This is a genomic window from Rhizobium sp. BK289 (genome assembly GCF_014193575.1).
Lineage (GTDB): Bacteria > Pseudomonadota > Alphaproteobacteria > Rhizobiales > Rhizobiaceae > Rhizobium > Rhizobium tropici_C.
The window spans coordinates 18,935-38,037 of sequence record NZ_JACHZO010000019.1 but is presented as its reverse complement, the minus strand read 5'-3'; the positions used below and the strand labels follow the sequence as shown (position 1 = coordinate 38,037).

Here is a 19,103-nt window from a genome sequence, read left to right as displayed (position 1 = left end):
ACTCTGTGAAGCGCGGTTGACAGAGTGGCGCCAAAGGGATCATCAACGGCGCCATGCAGTGCGAAGCCCTGAACTGAAAGCAAGATCATGTCGCAAATGTCGGCCGGCGCCGTTATCGTCATTTCCAGTCATGTCGTCAGAGGCTCCGTCGGCAATCGTGCGGCCGTTTTCGCGCTGGAAACGCTCGGCCACCCTGTCTGGGCGCTGCCGACCATCGTTCTGCCCTGGCATCCGGGCCATGGCCGCTCCACGCGGCTGACCTTCAACGAGGCGGATTTCGACCACGCCATCGACGATCTCATAGCGGCACCCTGGCTTTCCGAGGTGAAGGCGGTTCTCTCGGGCTATTTCGGCAATGCCGCACAGGCGCGCTCCGTCGCCAGGCTGGTGACTGCCCTGCGGGAAAAGAATCCCGATCTTTTCTATGCCTGCGATCCTGTGATCGGCGACGCCGGCGGTCTTTACGTGCCCGAGGCAACGGCCGAAGCCATCCGCGATCTCCTGATCCCGCTAGCCTCCTTGGCCACGCCGAACCGTTACGAGCTTGCGTGGCTGGCCGGTGCGCCACTCGAGGATAACAACGCCATCATGGAGGCGGCCCTTGCGCTGGGACCTTCGCGCATGCTGGTAACCTCGGCTGTGCCGATGATGGCCGGCGGCATCGGTAATCTCTATCTCAGCGGCCGAAACGCGCTGCTTGCCGAGCATCGCAGCATCGAGGGGGCGCCGAACGGCCTTGGCGATCTCCTGTCCGCCGTGTTCCTGTCGCGCCTGCTCTCCGGCGTGGACGAGGAAAGGGCACTGCAGCTGACGACGGCCAGCGTCTACGAAGTGCTGGCGCGCGCCGTCAAACGCGGCAGCAACGAGCTGACGCTTGCCGTCGATTCAGCGAGCCTGTCGACGCCGATGGCGATGGTGCAGCTGCGGCACCTGGTCCATCCGGCGCAGCGGCGAAAAAAATAGCGGCTTACGACGGTTAACGCTTTTTACAGCGCAACAGTTGCCATCGGCCAAACTGCGCTGTAATTCAATGTCATGCAAAGCTTTCCCGACACCCTTCTGAACGGTTATCGTAACTTCATGAGCGGGCGTTACGTCGATGAGCGCGAACGCTATCGCAATCTGGCCGAGCTCGGCCAGAACCCATCGACCCTTGTGATTGCCTGTTGTGACTCCCGCTCGGCCCCGGAGATCATCTTCGATGCCGGCCCGGGAGAGCTCTTCGTCATCCGCAACGTCGCCAACATGGTGCCGCCCTATGAGCCGGATGGCAATTTCCATGCAACGTCGTCGGCACTCGAATTCGCTGTCCTGTCGCTTAAGGTCTCCGATATCGTCGTGATGGGCCACGGCCGTTGCGGCGGTATCCGCGCCGCGCTCGACCCCGATGCCGAGCCGCTGTCTCCTGGCGATTTCATCGGCCGATGGATGGGCTTGCTGAAGCCGGCCGCCGAACAGATCCAGAGCAACGATATCATGACAGCGGCCGAGCGCCAGACGGCGCTTGAGCGCATTTCGATCCGCAATTCGCTGGAGAATCTGCGCAGTTTCCCGGAGATCAAGGCGCGGGAAGAAGAGGGCACGTTGCACCTGCATGGTGCATGGTTCGACATTTCGACGGGCGAGCTATGGATCATGGACCCAAGCACCCGCGATTTCATCCGCCCTGACGTTTAACGGCCGGACGTTTATTGGGGCGAACGGCAGATCAAATGAAAAGGCGCTGCGCACCATCCGGTCGCAGCGCCTTTTTAATTCATGGTATCAGGCTTACCTGCCGTCGATCTGCTGACCGATATAGGCGATCGCCTGCTGATAGACCCTTGCGTCATTCCAGCCGGCAATAGCGGAGAAATTCGGCTCGCCGGGCTGATAGCCGGCGCCGGGCTGCCAGCCATGGCCGCGCAGGAAGTTGGCCGTCGAAGCGAGTGCATCCGCGCGCGAGCCGACGAGGTCGACCCTGCCGTCGCCATCTTCGTCGACGCCGAAGGCAACGACGTTCTTGGGCATGAATTGCGTTTGGCCGATTTCGCCATGCGCCGCGCCGCGCGCCGACGGGCTGAGGTAGCCTTCGCCGACAAGCTTCAGGGCGGAGTAGAGCTGCTCGGTGAAGAAGGCCGAACGACGGCAATCATAGGCAAGGGTCGAAACGGCGGAGAGCGTATGCTGGTCACCCATATAGCTGCCGAAGCCGGTTTCCATGCCCCAGATCGCGATGATCGGGCCTGGGGGGACGCCGAAACGCTTCTCGATCTTGGCAAACAGTGCCGCGTTGGCCTGTTTCATGCTCCTGCCACGATTGATGATGGTCTGGCCGCCGCGCTTCTTCATGAATTCCTCGAAGGAAAGCTTGAAGCTCTTCTGGCCGCGATCGGCGCGGATGGTGGGCTGGTTGTAATGAACGTTGGCGAAGGCCCTATCGAGGACCGAGGGGCTGACGCCTTGTCCTTGCGCTTCGCGTTTGAATTCCTGCACCCAATTCTCGAAACCGGCGGAAGTGTTGCCACAGGATGCCGCATTTGCGGCAATCGGCGTCGCCAGCAACAACCCGCCCGCCACGAGAGTTGCCATTCCAGACTTTGTGATGCGCATTCAGTGTCCCCGAATTCTCACCGCGCCGCGGGCGCGGTAACCGTTTTGAAAGGCGCATAAACCCTCCAGTTTCCAGGCTTATGCGCTGTCTAGTTGCCACTGGACCATGCCAGCATCCAACCGTTCTGTCATTATCTCATTTTAGCGATCAATGTTTCGCTTCACGTGAAACACGACCCCCAAACCCATTTGCAAAAGCCCCGCCTTTCATCCGAAATGGCGAGGCTTTCATTCGATCCTGCTTAGCCGGCAAGGATTTATAAACCGTAAATTGGTTTACGGATCCTTACGCAGCCTGCTTGCGCGGCTTGATCAGGCCGCGGTTGACGAGCAGTTCGGCAATCTGGATGGCATTGAGCGCGGCGCCCTTGCGCAGGTTGTCGGAGACGACCCAGATGTTGAGGCCGTTTTCGACCGTTGCGTCCTCACGGATGCGCGAAATGTAAGTCGCGTCCTCGCCGGCGGATTCGTACGGCGTGATGTAGCCGCCGTTTTCCTGCTTGTCGATGACGAGGCAGCCGGGAGCTTCGCGCAGGATATCGCGGGCTTGGTCGGCGGTGATCTCGTTTTCGAACTCGATGTTGACGGATTCGGAATGGCCGATGAAGACGGGGACGCGCACAGCCGTGCAGGTGACCTTGATCTTCGGATCGAGCATCTTTTTGGTTTCGGCCAGCACCTTCCACTCTTCCTTGGTGTAACCGTCTTCCATGAAGACATCGATGTGCGGAATGACGTTGAAGGCGATGCGCTTGGTGAACTTCTTCGCTTCGATCGGGTCGGCGACGAAGACGGCGCGGGTCTGGTTGAACAGCTCGTCCATGCCGTCCTTGCCGGCGCCGGAAACCGACTGGTAGGTCGAAACGACGACGCGCTTGATCTTGGCGAAGTCATGCAGCGGCTTCAGCGCAACGACGAGCTGCGCGGTCGAGCAATTCGGGTTGGCGATGATGTTGCGCTTGGTGAACTGCGTGACGGCATCCGGGTTCACTTCCGGAACGATCAGCGGCACATCGGCGTCGTAGCGCCATGCGGAGGAGTTATCGATGACGACGCAGCCCTGGGCGCCGATCTTCGGCGAGAACTTCTTCGAAACGTCGCCGCCGGCCGACATCAGGCAGATGTCGGTGTCGGAGAAATCGTAGTTCTCCAGGTTGGAAACCTTCAGGGTCCGGTCGCCGAAGGATACTTCGGTTCCCTGCGAACGGGCCGATGCGAGTGCCACGACCTCATCGGCCGGGAAGCCGCGTTCGGCCAGGATATTGAGCATTTCGCGGCCGACATTCCCGGTCGCGCCCGCTACTGCAACTTTGAAACCCATTTCTCAAGCTCTCTTTCTCTTCTCTCCTCTTTGGCGAGGGGGGAACCGCGGTCATAACGACCGGTTCCTGTCCCCGGCCGAGCCGGGGAGAGAGCGGCAGGCCAGAGACGTCAGACGGTTTTCGTCGTCGTTTTGGCCTTGGTTTTGGAAGAAACCGGAAAATGGACATCCCGCCCGGCACATTGCGCCAGGTGACTGAAGCTATCGAGCTGTTCGAAGCGAACCATGGAAGTCTTCCTTTTCCGTCGCCGGTTCTAAGATGTTTTCCACAGGAGTCAAGGATTTCCTCGCTTCCATCGGTGCGGAAGCGAGGAAATCGAGCGTGCCGAAACGGGCCTTCACCATGTTCGAAGGCGCGCCGTTTCAGTATCAGCGGTTGGACTTGCGTGTGGTTTCAAACAGGAACCAGGTACGGCGCTCGGTCTCGTCGATCCAGTTTTCCAGAAGGCTGGCTGTAGCGACATCGCCGTACTCGTCGCAGACGTCGTGGACGGCGCGCATTTCGGCAGAGAGCTTCAGATTATCGTCCGCCAGTTCTGCGAGCATGTCCTGCGGATCGACATATTCGGCGTCATTGTCCGGAATGCGCTGCAGCTTGGCGATTTGACCGATCGACCGCAGGGTCGTTCCGCCGATCTTCCTGGCGCGTTCGGCCATGGGGTCGGTCATATCGAAAATCTGCTCGCCCTGTTCGTCGAGAAGCAGATGATAGTCGCGGAAATGCGGCCCGCTCATGTGCCAGTGAAAATTCTTGGTTTTGAGATAAAGGGCAAAGACATCCGCCAGCAGGGCGCTCAAGGCTGCGGAAATATCGCGCGTTGCCTCCTCGCTGAGATTGGTGCGCGTACCCAATTTCGATTTGGTATTGGCGGTATTCATAAAGACGTCCTCCGTTGTTGTTCACGACAGCGATCGCCGGCGGATCTTAGGGGAGTTCGATGGCATTCGCTGCCGCGTAGGATCGCATTGAAGATAGAATCGTTTTGAAATCTCACGGCCTGATATTGCCGCTTTGCGGCCTGGCGGCTGTGATGCTTGGTCGGAAAACCCGAACGGATCTACTAAATAGGAAAATGAGGTGGTTTGGCAATTGTTTGCTAAAGTATCGACCGGGCGCGCGGTTGTGTCGCGCCCGGCAAACCGCCCTCCTCTCGGAGGGAAATATCGCGAACAGCGACTACTTCAGACCACCACCGACATAGAGGGTTTCGCCGGTTACCCAAGCGGCATCCTGCGAAGCGAGGAAGACGGCGACCGGAGCGATATCGGTCGGCTGGCCGAGACGGCCGAGAGGGGTCTGGGAGACGAGATGCTTTTCAAAATCGCTGCCGATAATACCTGCGGCGACGACGCCTTCGGTCTCGACGCCGCCCGGTGCCAAATTGTTGACGCGGATATTGCGTGAACCGAGTTCCTTGGCGAGGATCTTGGTGATGGAATCCACAGCGGCCTTGGTTGCCGTATAGACGGAGGCAGTCGGCAAGTTCATGCTGACGGCGTTGGAGCCGATGTTAATCACACTGCCGCCTTCGGAGCCGAAATGCTTTACGGCTTCCTGCGTAGTCAGCAATGTGCCCAACACATTGATATTGAACTGGCGATGAAATTCCTGCTCGGCGAATTCCTCGATCGAGGCGAATTGGTAGACGCCGGCATTGTTAACGAGGATATCGACGCGTCCGAAGGCCTGTTTAGCTTCGGCAAAGAGTTGCTTGACGTCGTCGGCCTTGGAAACATCGCCATGAACGGCGAGCGCCTTACCGCCCTTTGCCGTGATTTCCGCCACCACCTTATCGGCACCTTCGCGGCTCGAGGCATAATTGACGATGACGGCTGCACCCGCCTCGCCCATCGCCTTGGCGATGCCCGCGCCGATTCCCTTGGATGCTCCGGTCACGATCGCGACCTTGCCTGCCAGTTTGCTCATGTCATCTTCCTTCGGAAATTGTAAGACAGTTTTATAATCATCAAATCATACGGCGCATGCGACCCGAAAACCGATCCGCATCGTCACTTTGATATTTAGATAATCATCTAATTGATACAAGGGCAGCGACAGCAAATGCTGGCGAGATCGTCGGAATCGTCAGATCTTGGAAAGTTCCGCCATATAGGCGTTCAATGTATCGCGACGCAGGACAAGGTTTGCGAATTTGCCGTCCCGCTGGATCTCGATGAGTCCGGCATTCTCAAGTTCCTTGATATGATGGGACATCGTCGCGGCGCTGACGGCATGGCACTCGTTGAGCGTGCTGCAGGGCATGGGTTCGCTGCGCGTGCCGATTTCCTTGAGGATCTGCACACGTCGCGGCTCGGCAAGCGCCCGGGAGATCAATCCCATCTGCCTTTCGCTCAAACGTATCGGCCCGGCATCCATGATTTTCATCGCAAATGAACGAAATCGGGTTGACCACCTTCGGTGACCCGCCCGTCAGATATATGAATGTACGGCGGGCTTGGCAACCTTTGCGGCGCGGTTGCTATTGAAAGCTGCTTTTACCGCGCTGGTGGAAGCTTTGCCTTGGTTCATCGAGAGTGCTGTCGGTTCGATGCTGCGGATGCCGATAATGCGGATCGGATCAAGCGTTGGCTTGACCTGACTTGCTGCCCTTGAATAGCTGCCATTTCGGCGTCGGCCAGCCGGCGGCGTTGATGCGGAAAAGCAGGCCATAGCGGGAATAGACGATTGCCGTCATGAAGGAAAACCAGCCGCCGAGCGCTAGGCCGGCGATGACGTCGCTTGGATAGTGCGCACCGACCATGACACGCGTGATCGCCAGCCACAGAGCGCAGGCAGCAAAGATGTAGCGGTAGCGAGGGAACACGAAAGCAAGCGCCACGAAGAGGGCGCCGATGGTGGTCGCATGGCCTGATGGGAAGCTCTCGAAGCTGGCCCGGCCGTTGAAGGGCGAGAAGCCGAACGGCCCCCAATCGGCAAAATGGGTCGGACGGGCGCGGCCGATGGCGCGCTTGAGCAGATTGGAGAGAAGGCCGGAAAGCACGACTGTCGTCAGCAGGTAGCCGCCGATCTGGCAGACACGCAACGCCTTGCAGCGACAGCGCTGCGAATGCAGCAGACGGCTACCGGCCCAGCCTTCGAAGAGCAGAAAGGCGCTGATGATGATGATCCACTCGGAATCCCCGAAATTCGTCAGCATCTTGCCGAAGAAGTGAAGGGGTGGCGAAAGGTTCTTGATGGTGGCTCCGACAGGCCAGTCGAACAGAAGCGCCGAGAGCAGCACAATATTGGCTGTCAGGAAAAGGCAGATTTTCCAGTGAGACGGTGCCAGTGCCGCATCGCTTCGCCGCCAACGCCTGTCGAGAGACGTCAAGATCGCCTGCATAACCATTGCCCGTTTGATTTCCAATCAGCCGGATGACTAGCAGGTTCCTGTAACAGTATTTTTAAGAGCTCCGAGATCGGTCCGCCGATCCGAGGAAAAGCGGAAACGCTCTAATGAAAACCCCGCGCTGCGCTGCAGAGCGGGGTCTCGTGTTTCACGTGAAATATATCAGGCGATCTGTCTGGCTTAGGCCGAAAGCGCCTTGAATTCGGCGAGGATGGCGTCACCCATTTCTGTCGTGCCGACCTGACGGCTGCCAGCCGACATAATGTCGGCAGTGCGGATGCCGCTGTCGAGCACGTTGGCGATCGCCTTTTCCAGCGCATCGGCTTCAGAAACCATGCCGAAGGAATAGCGCAGGCACATCGCGAAGGAGGCGATCATGGCGATCGGGTTGGCGATGCCCTTGCCGGCGATATCGGGGGCCGAGCCATGCACGGGTTCATAGAGCGCCTTGCGCTTGCCGGTCTTGGCGTCCGGTGCGCCGAGCGAAGCGGACGGCAGCATGCCGAGCGAGCCAGTCAGCATGGCGGCGACGTCGGAGAGCATGTCGCCGAACAGGTTGTCCGTCACGATGACGTCGAACTGCTTCGGCTGGCGAACGAGCTGCATGCCGCCGGCATCGGCGAGCATATGCTCGAGCTGCACATCGGCATATTTTTCCTTATGCGTTGCGGTGACGACCTGGTTCCAGAGCACGCCCGACTTCATGACGTTGCGCTTTTCCATCGAGCAGACGCGGTTGCTGCGGGTGCGCGCCAGTTCGAAGGCGACGCCGGCAATACGCTCGATCTCGTAGGTATCGTAGACCTGTGTGTCGATGCCGCGCTTCTGGCCGTTGCCGAGATCGATGATTTCCTTCGGCTCGCCGAAATAGACGCCGCCGGTGAGTTCGCGGATGATGAGAATATCGAGGCCGTCGACCAGCTCCGGCTTCAGCGATGAGGCCGATGCCAGCGCCGGGTAGCAGATAGCCGGGCGTAGGTTTGCGAACAGCTGCAGATCCTTGCGCAGGCGTAGCAGGCCCGCTTCCGGACGCACTTCATAGGGTACAGCATCCCATTTCGGGCCGCCGACGGCGCCGAAGAGGACGGCGTCAGCCGCAAGCGCCTTGCCCATGTCTTCTTCGGAGATGGCGGAGCCATGCGCATCATAGGCGCAGCCGCCGACAAGGCCTTCATCCGTGACAAAGCCGGCATTCTTTGCCTCGTTCATATAGGCGATGATCTTGCGAACTTCGCCCATGGCTTCGGGACCGATGCCATCACCCGGCAGGAGGAAAAGATTGCGCACTGTCATGGGAAAGCCTCCGCGAAAGAAAAAGTTGCGGGGTTTTTAGACCTGCAAATACGGCTTTTCAAGCGAGGAAAGGGCCGAAACGGTACGGTTTTCGGGCGTATTGAACCGAAAGCTTACCCACGTTCCATCGGGGAGAGGGCGCGCGGAACGCGCGGGGTGAGGAGGCGTTACCGGAGATTTTAGGTAAATCTGGTAGCGGCAGCTTCGTGCCGCCCCTCATCCGCGCCCTCCGGGCACCTTTCCCCAAGGGTAGAAGGGATATCCAAACCTTACTCCGCCAGTCCGAGCGAAGCGAGGTAGGCGGCCGATGCCGGAATCTTTGACTTATCCTTGATCTCGATGATCAGGCGCGGATTGCTGTTAAGCTTGGCAAGGGCGGCAAAGACGGCGCGCCAATGGATGCTGCCTTCACCGAGGCTCCAGTGACGGTCGGCATAGCCGTCGGCGTCCTGCAGGTGGACATGCTGCAGGCGGTTGCCGGCGGCGTGGACGTAGTAGTCGACCGGCGGAGCGCCCGTGTAGCCGTGGGCGTAATGGGCATGGCCGGTGTCGATCGAAACCGCGACGGCGGGCGAATTGAAGCTGTCGGCGAGGCCGACGCGGATATGGGGATCCTTGTCCTCGATATTCTCGATGACCATGGTCAGCCCGATATCTTCGGCACGCTTCACGGCTTCTTTCAGCGTCAGATGCGTGTATTCGATGATCTTTTCGCGCTCGCCCTTGTTGTTGTCGAGGTTGTTGTAGGACCACGACGTAAAGGGGCTATGGATGACCATCTGCGTGGCGCCGATATTGGCGCAGACGTCGAGGGCCTGCAGCAGGCGCCTGGAGACGACGGCGCGGATATCCGGATCCTGAGAAGCGATGACGAAGCCCCAGAATGGGCCGTGGATGCCAAGGCGGCCCTGATGGCCGTCGAGCAGCTTGCGGGCGCGTTCGGCCAGCGGAGCCCAGTCGCCGTTGAGGATTTCGGCTTCGACGAAGCTCTGCAGTTCCAGGTCGCGCGGCTTTTCGAGCAGCCAGTTACGATGAATTTCGACGTCGTCAAGCGTCATCGCGGCGCCGACAATGGGAAGGGAGGTCATGAGGGGCTCCAATGCGTGGAGAAATTTAAGGGTGGGAGAGATGCCCGAAGGTTCTCGGCACGCCTGTATGGACCTCCTTCTTGTCGATCATATTACAGCGGATGAGAAAGGTGATGTCTCAGCTGTTTTCGCGGGATTTGCGTTTCCCTCTCCTGAGGTGCTGCAACTGCGGGATAGTCCCTTCTCCCGCTCGCCCAGAGCAATCGCATATAGACAGATCAACCCCTCTTCAGTCCTCTCACAGTTCGTTTCGCTCAACTGTTCGAGTTCACCTTCTCCCGCCCCTTCGACAAGCTCAGGGCGGGGCGAAGGGTTTTGACGGAATCGCCCCTCTCCCCGTCAAAAGGGGAGCTTTTTATTTTATATGCAATGGCCCTTCCACAGGCGGGACAGGGAGTCCGTTTCGGCATGAAAAAGCCGGGCGCAAGGCCCGGCTTCGAAACGCGAAATAATGATAAAACCGATCAGGCTGCCCAGGGGCGCGATGCGGCGTTCGTCTTTTCGAAATTGTTGATCGCGGAGGATTTTTCCAGCGTCAGGCCGATATCGTCGAGGCCGTTCAGCAGGCAGTGACGCTTGAATTCGTCGAGTTCGAACTTCAGCGAGCCGCCGTCCGGACCGGTGATTTCGAGGTTTTCTAGATCGACCGTCAGGATGGCGTTGGAGCCGCGCGAGGCGTCGTCCATCAGCTTGTCGAGGTCTTCCTGGCTGACCTTGATCGGCAGGATGCCGTTCTTGAAGCAGTTGTTGTAGAAGATGTCGGCGAAGCTGGTCGAGATGACGCAGCGGATACCGAAGTCGAGAAGTGCCCAGGGAGCATGCTCTCGCGAAGAGCCGCAGCCGAAATTGTCGCCGGCGACGAGGATCTTGGCGTTCTGATAGGCCGGCTTGTTCAGCACGAAATCCGGGTTCGGAGAACCGTCTTCATTGTAGCGGGCTTCAGCGAAGAGGCCTTTGCCGAGACCCGTGCGCTTGATGGTCTTCAGATAATCCTTCGGGATGATCATGTCGGTATCGACATTGACGACCGGGAGAGGTGCTGCGACACCGGTCAACTTCACGAACTTGTCCATGGGGTCCTGCCTTCATTCTCGTCTAAGCACGAATTATCTTGCCAATAGAGCAAATCCGGCCCGAAATGAAGGAGAATCTTGGAAATGCTCTAAAAGGCGGCGTTTGGGTCGCATTCCATCCTTCGAGCACGTGTCCGAGCTTGGGGGAATGCGTTCGGCAGCCCGCAAGAGGCTACCCTCACCTGTTTCGACCTCAGAGGTCGATGATCGTGCCGCGACCGTCGTTCCAGATGCGCATTTCGCGCTGGCCGTTCGTCTTTGCCTTGGCGTGCACCGGCGCCGGCTTCATGCGCAGCGAAATCGCGCGGGCTGCCATGAGCACGGTCAGGATGCCGCCGACGGCAAGCGTGACCGAAACGGTAAATAGCGCCATGGCTGCAAACACGGTAATACCGGCGAGCGCGATGAACAGGGAACGGATATTCTGCATGGTCGAGACCTCTCTACTCCGAGCAATGTGGTCCTCATCTCTGTCATCTGCAAGAGGAGCGTGGCTTTTTGTTGACTTGCCTGATGATCAAAAGCGCGGCAAAACAGCACAATGAGCCATTCCGCGAGCCAAGATTCCCCTTCCCGCCCCGCCCGCCTGCGCCGCTCGGTCTTAAGCGTTCCCGCCAGCAATCGGCGCGCGCTGGACAAGCTTTCGAGCCTCGATTGCGACGCCGTCATCTTCGATCTCGAAGATTCGGTCTCGCCGGAAAAGAAGGTCGAGGCGCGGGAGAATTTGCGGACCTTCTTTTTAGCCTCGCCGCTTCCGGGCAAGGAGCGGATCATCCGCATCAATGCGCTTTCCTCCAATTTCGGGGCCGACGACCTGGCGCTGGTCACGGAGCTGGAGCCGGATGCGGTCCTCTTGCCCAAAGTGGACGAACCGCAGAATGTGACCGGCGTCAGCGACAGGCTCGCGGAAGCCGATGCGCCGGAAAGCTTGCGTATATGGGCGATGATCGAGACGCCGCGCGGTATCCTGAACGCCGCTTCGATCGCCGAGGCCGGACGCACGGCGGGCAGCCGGCTCGATTGCTTCGTCGTCGGCCTCAACGATCTCAGAAAGGAAACCGGTGTCCTGCCGCAGCCTGGTCGCGCCTATCTCGTGCCTTGGCTGATGCAGGTGGTGCTTGCTGTCAGCGCCTATGGGCTCGAGGCCATCGACAGCGTCCTCAACGATTTCAAGGATGACGCGGCATTCGAGGCCGAATGCGGCCAAGGCCGCATCATGGGCTTTGCCGGCAAGATGCTGATCCATCCGAACCAGATCGAAGCGGCCAACCGGCATTTCGGCCCCGATGAAGCTGCCATCGCCGAGGCTGAAGCCATCATATCAGCCTTCTCCGAACCGGGCGCTGACGCTCTCAATGTCGTGAACCTTGGTGGGCGGATGGTGGAGCGGCTGCACCTTGTCCAGGCGGAGAGACTCGTCCATAAAGCTCGCCTGATCGAGCAGCGCTCTTCGGGCGCTGCCGGAACGCCCCGTAGCGACGTCTGATTGCTAAATACAAGAAAGATGCTTTGATGAAACTCTACCGCTTCCTCACCGGTCCCGATGACGCTTCCTTTTGCCACAAGGTAAGTGCGGCGCTGAACAAGGGCTGGGAGCTGTACGGTTCGCCGACCTATGGCTTCAATGCCGCGAGCGGCCGGATGGAGTGCGGCCAGGCCGTCATCAAGGACGTGGCCGGCAAGGATTACGATCCGGATATGAAGCTTTCCGAACAGTAAGCCATAACTGAAGTTCTTCCCCCGGCCGTCTTGCGGTCGGGGTGGTATCAGCGATCCGTCGCTTCTTCAGCGCTTGCCTCGATGCGCTCCATGTCCTCGTCGCTCAGGCCGAAATGGTGGCCGATCTCATGGATCAGGACATGGGTGATGATGTCGCCGAGGGTTTCGTCGTTTTCAGCCCAATAGTCGATGATCGGTCGGCGATAAAGGCGGATCTTGTTGGGCATATCCCCGGTCTGGGCGGTGAAGCGCTCCGAAATGCCGCGGCCTTCGAAGAGACCGAGCAGGTCGAAAGGTGTTTCCAGCGCCATGTCCTCGAATACCTCGTCATCCGGGAAATCTTCGATGAGGATGATGAGATCACCGGTGAGTGAGCGGAATTCATCCGGCAGATGGCTGTAAGCCTCCATTGCCAGAGATTCGAATGTGCTGATGGAGGGCGAGTGGCGATCCCGCCAATCTTCGCTCTGGTCGACGCGAGCCATGAATATTCCTTCCTTGGCTGGTCATATAGAGGCTTTGCGCCGCTTTTACGAGTGTAGATTGCGACAGAGGAATATTTTCTCATGAAATGGTGTTGACTCTTTTCGCAAGCTCTGGAATCCATAAGAACATAACAGGAACATTATCGATCTGGAGTGAACGTCATGGCCGAGGCCGCCGTGGCGCGGGAAACGCTTTTTGCCCTGCGTGAAACCATTGCCAGACTGGAAGGCAGGCCGATTCCGGCACTGGCAGCGGCGGCGCATGAGATGCTGGCGGCCAAGCCGGCCATGGAATCGGCAGGTATTGCGAAACCTCTACCTGTCCAGCCAGGGTCTGCTCAGCCTAAGCCGGCTCAGCCGTTTCTTGCGACCGGCGTCGACGATCTCGATGTTGGCCTGCAAGGCGGCCTGCCGCTCGATGCGCTAACGGAAATCCGTTCGCTCGGCCTGCGCGATGCGGGGGCGGCGAGCGGCTTTACCCTTGCGCTTGCCGCGCGGCTTCACGCGCAAACGTCGGATACGGCCGTGGCCAAGTCTCCAATCCTGTGGATCGGCGATACGGTCGCCACGATGGAGGCGGGCCTGCCCTATGTCATCGGCATCCGGGATTTCGGCTTGGAACCCGAGGCTTTCCTGCAGGCGTCGCCGCGCAAGCTGGATGATGCGCTCTGGGTGGCGGAAGCAGCCCTTGGCAGTGCGGCCTTTGCCGTCGTCATTCTGGAAGTGCGCGGCAATCCCGCCCGTTTCGGCCTAACCGAAAGCCGGCGGCTGGCGCTGAGGGCCAAGGCGGCGGGGCGGCCCTTATTTCTGTTGCGACAGGGAGGCGAGGAGGAGGCAAGTAGCGCCCTCTTCCGCTTTTCGGTCGAACCCGCGCCGGCGCTGGCGCGCCCCCTGCCGGACGGATCGGTGCTTGGCGGCAGCATCGGTCATCCGGCCTTTCGTCTGACCTTGGAAAAGAGCCGAAATCCGGCGCCCCTTTCCATAACCCTGGAGTGGAATGCCCATGACCGCCGCTTTGCCCCTATCCTCGACACTCAACGCCCTGCCTTTCCCGGCGAACACGCAGCGCATTCTGGCGCTGACCTTTCCGCATCTGCCGACCGACCGCATCGCGCGCAAGCGATGGGGTCTCTCCTGGCGTTCGACAGGCAGGCTTGAAGTGCCGCCGCTCGCCTGCGCCGGCAAGCTCAACAATGCCATGCGGCTGACCGCCCTCAACGAGCGCGCGGAGATGATCGGCCTGAAGCAGGGTCAGGGTGTGGCCGAGGCAAAGGCGATCTGTCCCGATCTCGATGTCATCGAGGAGGACCTCGCCGCGGATCGCAAGCTTTTGGAAGCGATTGCCGACTGGTGCGACCGCTATACGCCGCTGGTGGCGATCGATGGCAAGGATGGCCTTTTTCTCGATATTACCGGCTGCGCCCATCTTTTTGGAGGCGAAGAGGCACTCCTCGAGGACATCCTGATCCGGATTTCCCGGCTCGGTCTCGATGTGCGCGGCGCCATTTCCTCCGCGCCCGGCCTATCCTGGGCGGTTGCTCGTTTCGACGATAGCCGTGTCGTTCCTTCGGAAGCCATGGAGGAAGCCTTGGCGCCACTGCCTGTGGCGTCTCTGAGGCTCGGTGAAGAGACCATTGCCGCGTTGCAGAAGCTGGGATTGAAGCAGGTGGGCGACCTTCTGGCCGCGCCGCGGGCGCCGCTTGCCCGCCGGTTCGGCGCGCAGCTGCTGCTGCGGCTCGATCAGGCCGTCGGCCTCGTCGAGGAGCCGATCTCGCCGCGCCGTCCGGTCGCGCAATTATCGGCCGAGCGGCGGCTGGCCGAGCCGGTGCAGGCGGAAGCCGATATTCTCCAGCTTGCCCGCCAGCTTGCCGAAAGCCTGAAGTCGGGGCTGGAAGCCCGCGGCATTGGCGGTCGTTCCTTCGAGCTCCTGCTCTTCCGTGTGGATGGTGCGGTCTTCCGCATCGCGGCCGGCGCGTCGCAGCCGCTGCGGGAGCCGAGCAGGATCGCCAGCCTGTTCACGGAGCGCTTTGGCGCCGTTCATGACGATCTCGATGTCGGCTATGGTTTCGAAATCATCCGCCTCAATGTGCTGCAGCATGCGCCCTTCGATGCCATGCAAGGTGATTTCGTCGGAGAAGGCCGCCAGGAAGGGTCGCTTGCCGCCTTTGTCGATCGCGTGGCCGCCCGGCTCGGACCGGACTGCCTGCAAGGATTCGAGCTGCGGCAGAGCCATATCCCCGAACGAGCCGTGCGGCCACTGCCGGCCATGACTATCCTCGCATCGAGGCGGCGCGCAGGTCAGGAGGATGCCGGCCACGGCTTCTTCCGCGGCGAGCGGCCGCTGCGGCTGCTTCGCATGCCGGAACTAGTCGAAACCATTGCTGCCGAAGTGCCTGACGGCCCTCCCCGGCAGTTCCGCTGGCGGCGGGTCATGCATCGGGTCAGCCGGGCCGAAGGGCCGGAGCGGCTTTCGGCGGAATGGTGGCTTGAGGAAAAGGAAGAACCTGTCCGCGATTACTTCCAGATCGAAGATGAAGAAGGTCATCGTTTCTGGCTGTTCCGCAAGGGGCTCTATGGCCGAGGCAGCACGACGCCGGACTGGTATATGCATGGGGTCTTCGCATGAATGCGCGCCCGAGCTTTCACGAACCCATGCCCTTCTTCGAGATCGGGGTGAGAACGAATTTCTCCTTTCTCGAAGGTGCCTCGCATCCGGAGGAAATGGTGGTGCAGGCCGCCATCCTGAAACTGTCGGGGTTTGGGATTGCCGACCGCAATTCGGTTGCCGGCGTCGTCAAGGCGCATGCGCATACCAAGGTTCTCTGGGAAAAATATAAGGAAGGCATTGAGAAAAATCTGACGCTTCGAGCCAAGGGCGAGCCAGAAAAGCCGCTTCTGAAGCCGGTCCCTTTCCAGCCGGGCGCCCGCCTCGTGTTTTCAGACGGCACCCCCGACATTCTTGCCTATCCGGAAAATCGCAAGGGCTGGGCGCATCTCTGCCGATTGCTGAGCGCCGGTAATCTGCGCGGCGAAAAAGGCATATGCATCCTTAATGAAAGCGACCTCGTAGAATGGGGTGACGAGATGATGCTGGCGCTCGTTCCCGATGCTGAAAGTGTCGAGGCGCCGGAGGAGCAGGCAAGGCTGGAACAATGTCTGAAGCGGCTCTGGATGCGCTTCGGCCGGAAGTTCCACATGGTCCTGTCGCCAGCCTATGACGGGCGGGACCGCATGGCCTTCGCGACGCTTTCCATCCTGGCGCAGCGCAATGGCGTGCGGCTGATCGCCAGCAACCAGCCACTCTATCATGCGACCGAACGCAAGCCGCTTGCCGATATCGTCGTTTCGATCCGTGAGCATGTACCGATCGCCGAGGCCGGCTTCAGGCTGGCGGCGAACGCCGAACGCTACATGAAGGACGCTGCCGAGATGGCGCGACTCTTCAGAGATTATCCGAAGGCTATCGCCAATACGCAGAAGTTTTTTAGCCGGCTGTCTTTCTCATTGGATGAGCTGAAGCATAACTATCCCGACGAAAGCACCAAGGGCGAAACCGTTGCGGAGACGCTGAAGCGACTGACCTGGGAGGGCGCCAGATGGCGCTTTCCTGGAGGGATTCCTCCGAAGGTTTCGACGCAGATCGAACATGAACTCAAACTCATCCGGGAGCGGCAATATGAGCCTTATTTCCTGACGGTGCATCGCATCATGGAGTTTGCCCGCAGTGCGAATATCCTGTGTCAGGGGCGCGGATCGGCGGCCAATTCGACGGTCTGCTATTGCCTCCGGATTACCGAGGTCAATCCGGAAATAACAAGCTTGCTTTTTGAGCGCTTCATCTCGACGGAGCGCGAGGAGCCGCCCGATATCGATGTCGATTTCGAGCACGAGAAGCGGGAAGAGGTGATCCAGTTCATCTACAGGCATTACAAAAAGGAGCATGCCGGGCTGACGGCGGCGGTCACCAGCTATCGGGCGCGCTCGGCCGGCCGTGAAGTGGCGAAAGCCTTCGGTCTGTCGGAGGATGTGCAGTCCGCCCTTGCCAGCGGTGTCTGGGGCTGGTCGACGGAAGAACTGTCCGAGCGTGAGGCGAAGATTGCCGGCCTCGATCTTACAAACAAGACGACGCAGAACGTCCTTTCCTATGCCTCGACGCTAATGGGATTTCCGCGGCATCTGACCCAGCATGTCGGCGGCTTCGTCATCACCCGGGATCGGCTGGATGAGGTCGTGCCGATCATGCATACGGCGATGGACGATCGCTATATGATCGAGTGGAACAAGGACGATCTCGACAATCTCAACATCTTGAAGATCGACGTGCTCGCGCTTGGTATGCTGACCTGCCTTGCCAAGGCCTTCGACCTGCTGCTGCTGCATTACGACGTGAAGAAGCAGCTCTCCGACCTTGGCAGCGGTGAATACCCCGACCGGTTCCCGGTCTATGACATGATCTGTCGTGCCGATACGATCGGCGTCTTTCAGATCGAAAGCCGGGCACAGATGAGCATGTTGCCGCGTCTTCGGCCCCGCAAGTTCTATGATCTGGTCATCGAGGTAGCGATCGTCCGTCCCGGCCCCATTCAAGGAGACATGGTTCATCCTTACCTCAAGCGGCGGGATGACGATCTTCACAAGCGGCCGATCGAATATCATCGTCCGGAGTTGAAGGCTGTTCTGGAGCGAACTTTGGGGGTTCCGCTGTTTCAGGAACAGGCGATGCAGATCGCCATCACCGCAGCCGGATTTTCGCCCGCCAAGGCCGATCGGCTGCGCCGATCCATGGCGACGTTCAAGCGAACGGGGAGGGTCGATGAATTCAAGAAGGATCTGGTTTCGGGCATGGTCGCGAATGGCTATCCTCAGGACTTTGCCGAACGCTGTTTCAGCCAGATCGAAGGTTTCGGCGAGTATGGCTTTCCCGAAAGCCATGCGGCCTCCTTCGCTCTGCTCGTCTACGCCTCCTCCTGGCTCAAGGCCTATTATCCCGATGTCTTCTGTGCGGCGATCCTCAATGCCCAGCCGATGGGCTTCTATGCCCCGGCGCAGTTGGTGCGTGACGCACGCGAGCATGGCGTCGAGGTGCGGCCGGTGGATATCAATCGTTCCAGCTGGGATTGCCTGCTCGAGCGGGGACGCTTCGATAAGGATGCGGTCGAGCCGCGCCATGCGTCGATGCGCGGGATCATCAAGACGCAATGTGCCGTCCGCCTCGGCTTCCGGCAGGTCAAAGGCCTATCCGAGGAGGAGATGCAGCAGCTCGTCGAGCGTCGTGGTGATGGCTATCGGTCCGTGCGCGATCTCTGGCTGCGCTCCGGTCTTGCAAAGGCGCAGATCGAGCGTCTGGCGGATGCGGATGCGTTCGGCTCGATCGGCTTGAGCCGACGGGAGGCGCTATGGGCCGTGCGGGCCCTCGATGCCGGAAGTGCCGCCGAAAAGTTTCCCCTCTTCGATCTCGCCGATCATGCGGAGCTGCAGGTCGAGCCGGCGGTTGCGCTGCCGGAAATGCTGCCCGGCGAGCAGGTCATCGAAGATTATCGCTATCTGTCGCTGTCGCTGAAAGCACATCCGGTTTCATTCCTGCGCGCCGATTTCGCGCGGCAGGGCATCGTGCAAAGCCGGGATCTGCCAAAGGTGGCGAATGGGCAGATGGTGACGATCGCGGGCCTGGTGCTGGTGCGCCAGCGGCCGGGTTCGGCCAAGGGGGTGATCTTCATGACCTTGGAGGATGAGACCGGTGTCGCCAATGCGATCGTCTGGCGGAAAAAATTCGAGAAATACCGCGCCATCGTCATGGGCGCGCGGCTGGTGAAGATCCGTGGCCGGCTGCAGAGCGAGAGCGGCGTTATCCACGTGGTGGTCGATCATATCGAGGATATGACGCCGGCGCTCGGCATTCTTCAGCGCGAGGCACGGCGTTTCGGCGTCAGCGATCGGGCGGATGAGGCGCTGCGGCCGACTATGGACCACCGACGAAAGGAGAAGTCCCCTATGCTGCCAGGTGGAACCGCTGCCGGGACAGCGGCGGACGACCGCAGCAACGGTGCCGAAACGGCCAGAGTCATGCCGCGAGGTCGTAATTTCCATTGAGTTTCCGGCCTTCGCATGCCAGGCGAAAGGTCAATGGCCTCATCGACGGATGAATTCGAATCGTTTCTTTCTTGACAAAGGGCGTCTTCTTT

The 19,103-nt window shown here is 59.9% G+C and carries 18 protein-coding genes; 7 read left to right on the top strand and 11 right to left on the bottom strand.

The genetic code is table 11. From position 1 onward, the window contains the following. Positions 1–87: 87 nt before the first annotated feature. A complete protein-coding gene (gene pdxY / locus FHT84_RS27510) occupies positions 88–963 on the top strand; it encodes a pyridoxal kinase PdxY (protein WP_113250819.1) in 876 nt (291 codons plus the stop codon). 72 nt (positions 964–1,035) lie between these two features. After that, the gene (locus FHT84_RS27505; protein WP_183765265.1) at positions 1,036–1,677 is read left to right on the top strand and encodes a carbonic anhydrase; all 642 of its coding nucleotides are present in this window, start codon (positions 1,036–1,038) and stop codon (positions 1,675–1,677) included. Positions 1,678–1,770: 93 nt separating this feature from the next. Here the strand turns inward: FHT84_RS27505 and FHT84_RS27500 are convergent, their stop codons facing one another. The 10 genes from FHT84_RS27500 to FHT84_RS27455 all read right to left on the bottom strand — a co-directional run bounded on the left by FHT84_RS27500 (position 1,771) and on the right by FHT84_RS27455 (position 11,147). Beyond that, positions 1,771–2,592 carry a lytic murein transglycosylase gene (locus FHT84_RS27500; protein ID WP_183765267.1) on the bottom strand — a complete coding sequence of 274 codons (822 nt, stop codon included), beginning with the start codon at positions 2,590–2,592 and terminating at the stop codon, positions 1,771–1,773. Positions 2,593–2,878: 286 nt separating this feature from the next. Further along, the gene (locus FHT84_RS27495) at positions 2,879–3,913 is read right to left on the bottom strand and encodes an aspartate-semialdehyde dehydrogenase (RefSeq protein ID WP_112339856.1); all 1,035 of its coding nucleotides are present in this window, start codon (positions 3,911–3,913) and stop codon (positions 2,879–2,881) included. Between the two features lie 369 nt (positions 3,914–4,282). Then, positions 4,283–4,792, bottom strand: coding sequence for a DNA starvation/stationary phase protection protein (locus tag FHT84_RS27490; protein ID WP_112339855.1), 510 nt, complete (start codon positions 4,790–4,792; stop codon positions 4,283–4,285). A 298-nt stretch (positions 4,793–5,090) separates the two neighbouring features. Beyond that, positions 5,091–5,840 (bottom strand): glucose 1-dehydrogenase, encoded by a 750-nt coding sequence (locus FHT84_RS27485; protein WP_112339854.1) that lies wholly within the window; start codon positions 5,838–5,840, stop codon positions 5,091–5,093. 159 nt (positions 5,841–5,999) lie between these two features. After that, positions 6,000–6,254, bottom strand: a complete 255-nt coding sequence (locus FHT84_RS27480; protein ID WP_112339939.1) for a helix-turn-helix domain-containing protein — start codon at positions 6,252–6,254, stop codon at positions 6,000–6,002. Between the two features lie 238 nt (positions 6,255–6,492). Beyond that, positions 6,493–7,257 (bottom strand): lipid A 1-phosphatase LpxE, encoded by a 765-nt coding sequence (gene lpxE, locus FHT84_RS27475; protein ID WP_183765269.1) that lies wholly within the window; start codon positions 7,255–7,257, stop codon positions 6,493–6,495. A gap of 186 nt (positions 7,258–7,443) precedes the next feature. Continuing rightward, on the bottom strand, positions 7,444–8,556 hold the full coding sequence (gene leuB / locus FHT84_RS27470) for a 3-isopropylmalate dehydrogenase (protein WP_112339853.1): 1,113 nt from the start codon (positions 8,554–8,556) through the stop codon (positions 7,444–7,446). Between the two features lie 269 nt (positions 8,557–8,825). Beyond that, positions 8,826–9,644: a sugar phosphate isomerase/epimerase family protein gene (locus FHT84_RS27465; RefSeq protein ID WP_183765271.1), complete on the bottom strand. Its 819-nt coding sequence runs from the start codon at positions 9,642–9,644 to the stop codon at positions 8,826–8,828. A gap of 464 nt (positions 9,645–10,108) precedes the next feature. Beyond that, positions 10,109–10,717 (bottom strand): 3-isopropylmalate dehydratase small subunit, encoded by a 609-nt coding sequence (gene leuD, locus FHT84_RS27460; protein ID WP_113250824.1) that lies wholly within the window; start codon positions 10,715–10,717, stop codon positions 10,109–10,111. Positions 10,718–10,910: 193 nt separating this feature from the next. Beyond that, a complete protein-coding gene (locus FHT84_RS27455) occupies positions 10,911–11,147 on the bottom strand; it encodes a hypothetical protein (RefSeq protein ID WP_112339850.1) in 237 nt (78 codons plus the stop codon). Between the two features lie 111 nt (positions 11,148–11,258). Here FHT84_RS27455 and FHT84_RS27450 point away from each other — a divergent pair, with 111 nt between their 5' ends. Together FHT84_RS27450 and FHT84_RS27445 are read left to right on the top strand one after the other, a co-directional pair. After that, positions 11,259–12,203: a CoA ester lyase gene (locus FHT84_RS27450; RefSeq protein ID WP_183765274.1), complete on the top strand. Its 945-nt coding sequence runs from the start codon at positions 11,259–11,261 to the stop codon at positions 12,201–12,203. A gap of 26 nt (positions 12,204–12,229) precedes the next feature. Next, entirely contained in the window at positions 12,230–12,436 is a 207-nt protein-coding gene (locus FHT84_RS27445) for a DUF1737 domain-containing protein (protein ID WP_112339848.1), read from the top strand. Between the two features lie 47 nt (positions 12,437–12,483). Here FHT84_RS27445 and FHT84_RS27440 read toward each other — a convergent pair whose 3' ends face one another. Continuing rightward, the gene (locus FHT84_RS27440; protein WP_112339847.1) at positions 12,484–12,921 is read right to left on the bottom strand and encodes a metallopeptidase family protein; all 438 of its coding nucleotides are present in this window, start codon (positions 12,919–12,921) and stop codon (positions 12,484–12,486) included. Positions 12,922–13,083: 162 nt separating this feature from the next. Between FHT84_RS27440 and FHT84_RS31585 the strand changes: the two genes are divergently transcribed. From FHT84_RS31585 to FHT84_RS27430, 3 genes are read left to right on the top strand one after another with little or no spacing between them, the layout of a single operon-like run. Continuing rightward, on the top strand, positions 13,084–14,079 hold the full coding sequence (locus tag FHT84_RS31585) for a hypothetical protein (protein WP_246698651.1): 996 nt from the start codon (positions 13,084–13,086) through the stop codon (positions 14,077–14,079). 40 nt (positions 14,080–14,119) lie between these two features. Beyond that, positions 14,120–15,547, top strand: a complete 1,428-nt coding sequence (locus FHT84_RS27435; protein ID WP_246698653.1) for a DNA polymerase Y family protein — start codon at positions 14,120–14,122, stop codon at positions 15,545–15,547. Next, positions 15,544–19,011: an error-prone DNA polymerase gene (locus tag FHT84_RS27430; RefSeq protein ID WP_183765280.1), complete on the top strand. Its 3,468-nt coding sequence runs from the start codon at positions 15,544–15,546 to the stop codon at positions 19,009–19,011. The genes FHT84_RS27435 and FHT84_RS27430 overlap by 4 nt, the downstream gene beginning before the upstream one ends. Positions 19,012–19,103: the final 92 nt, after the last annotated feature.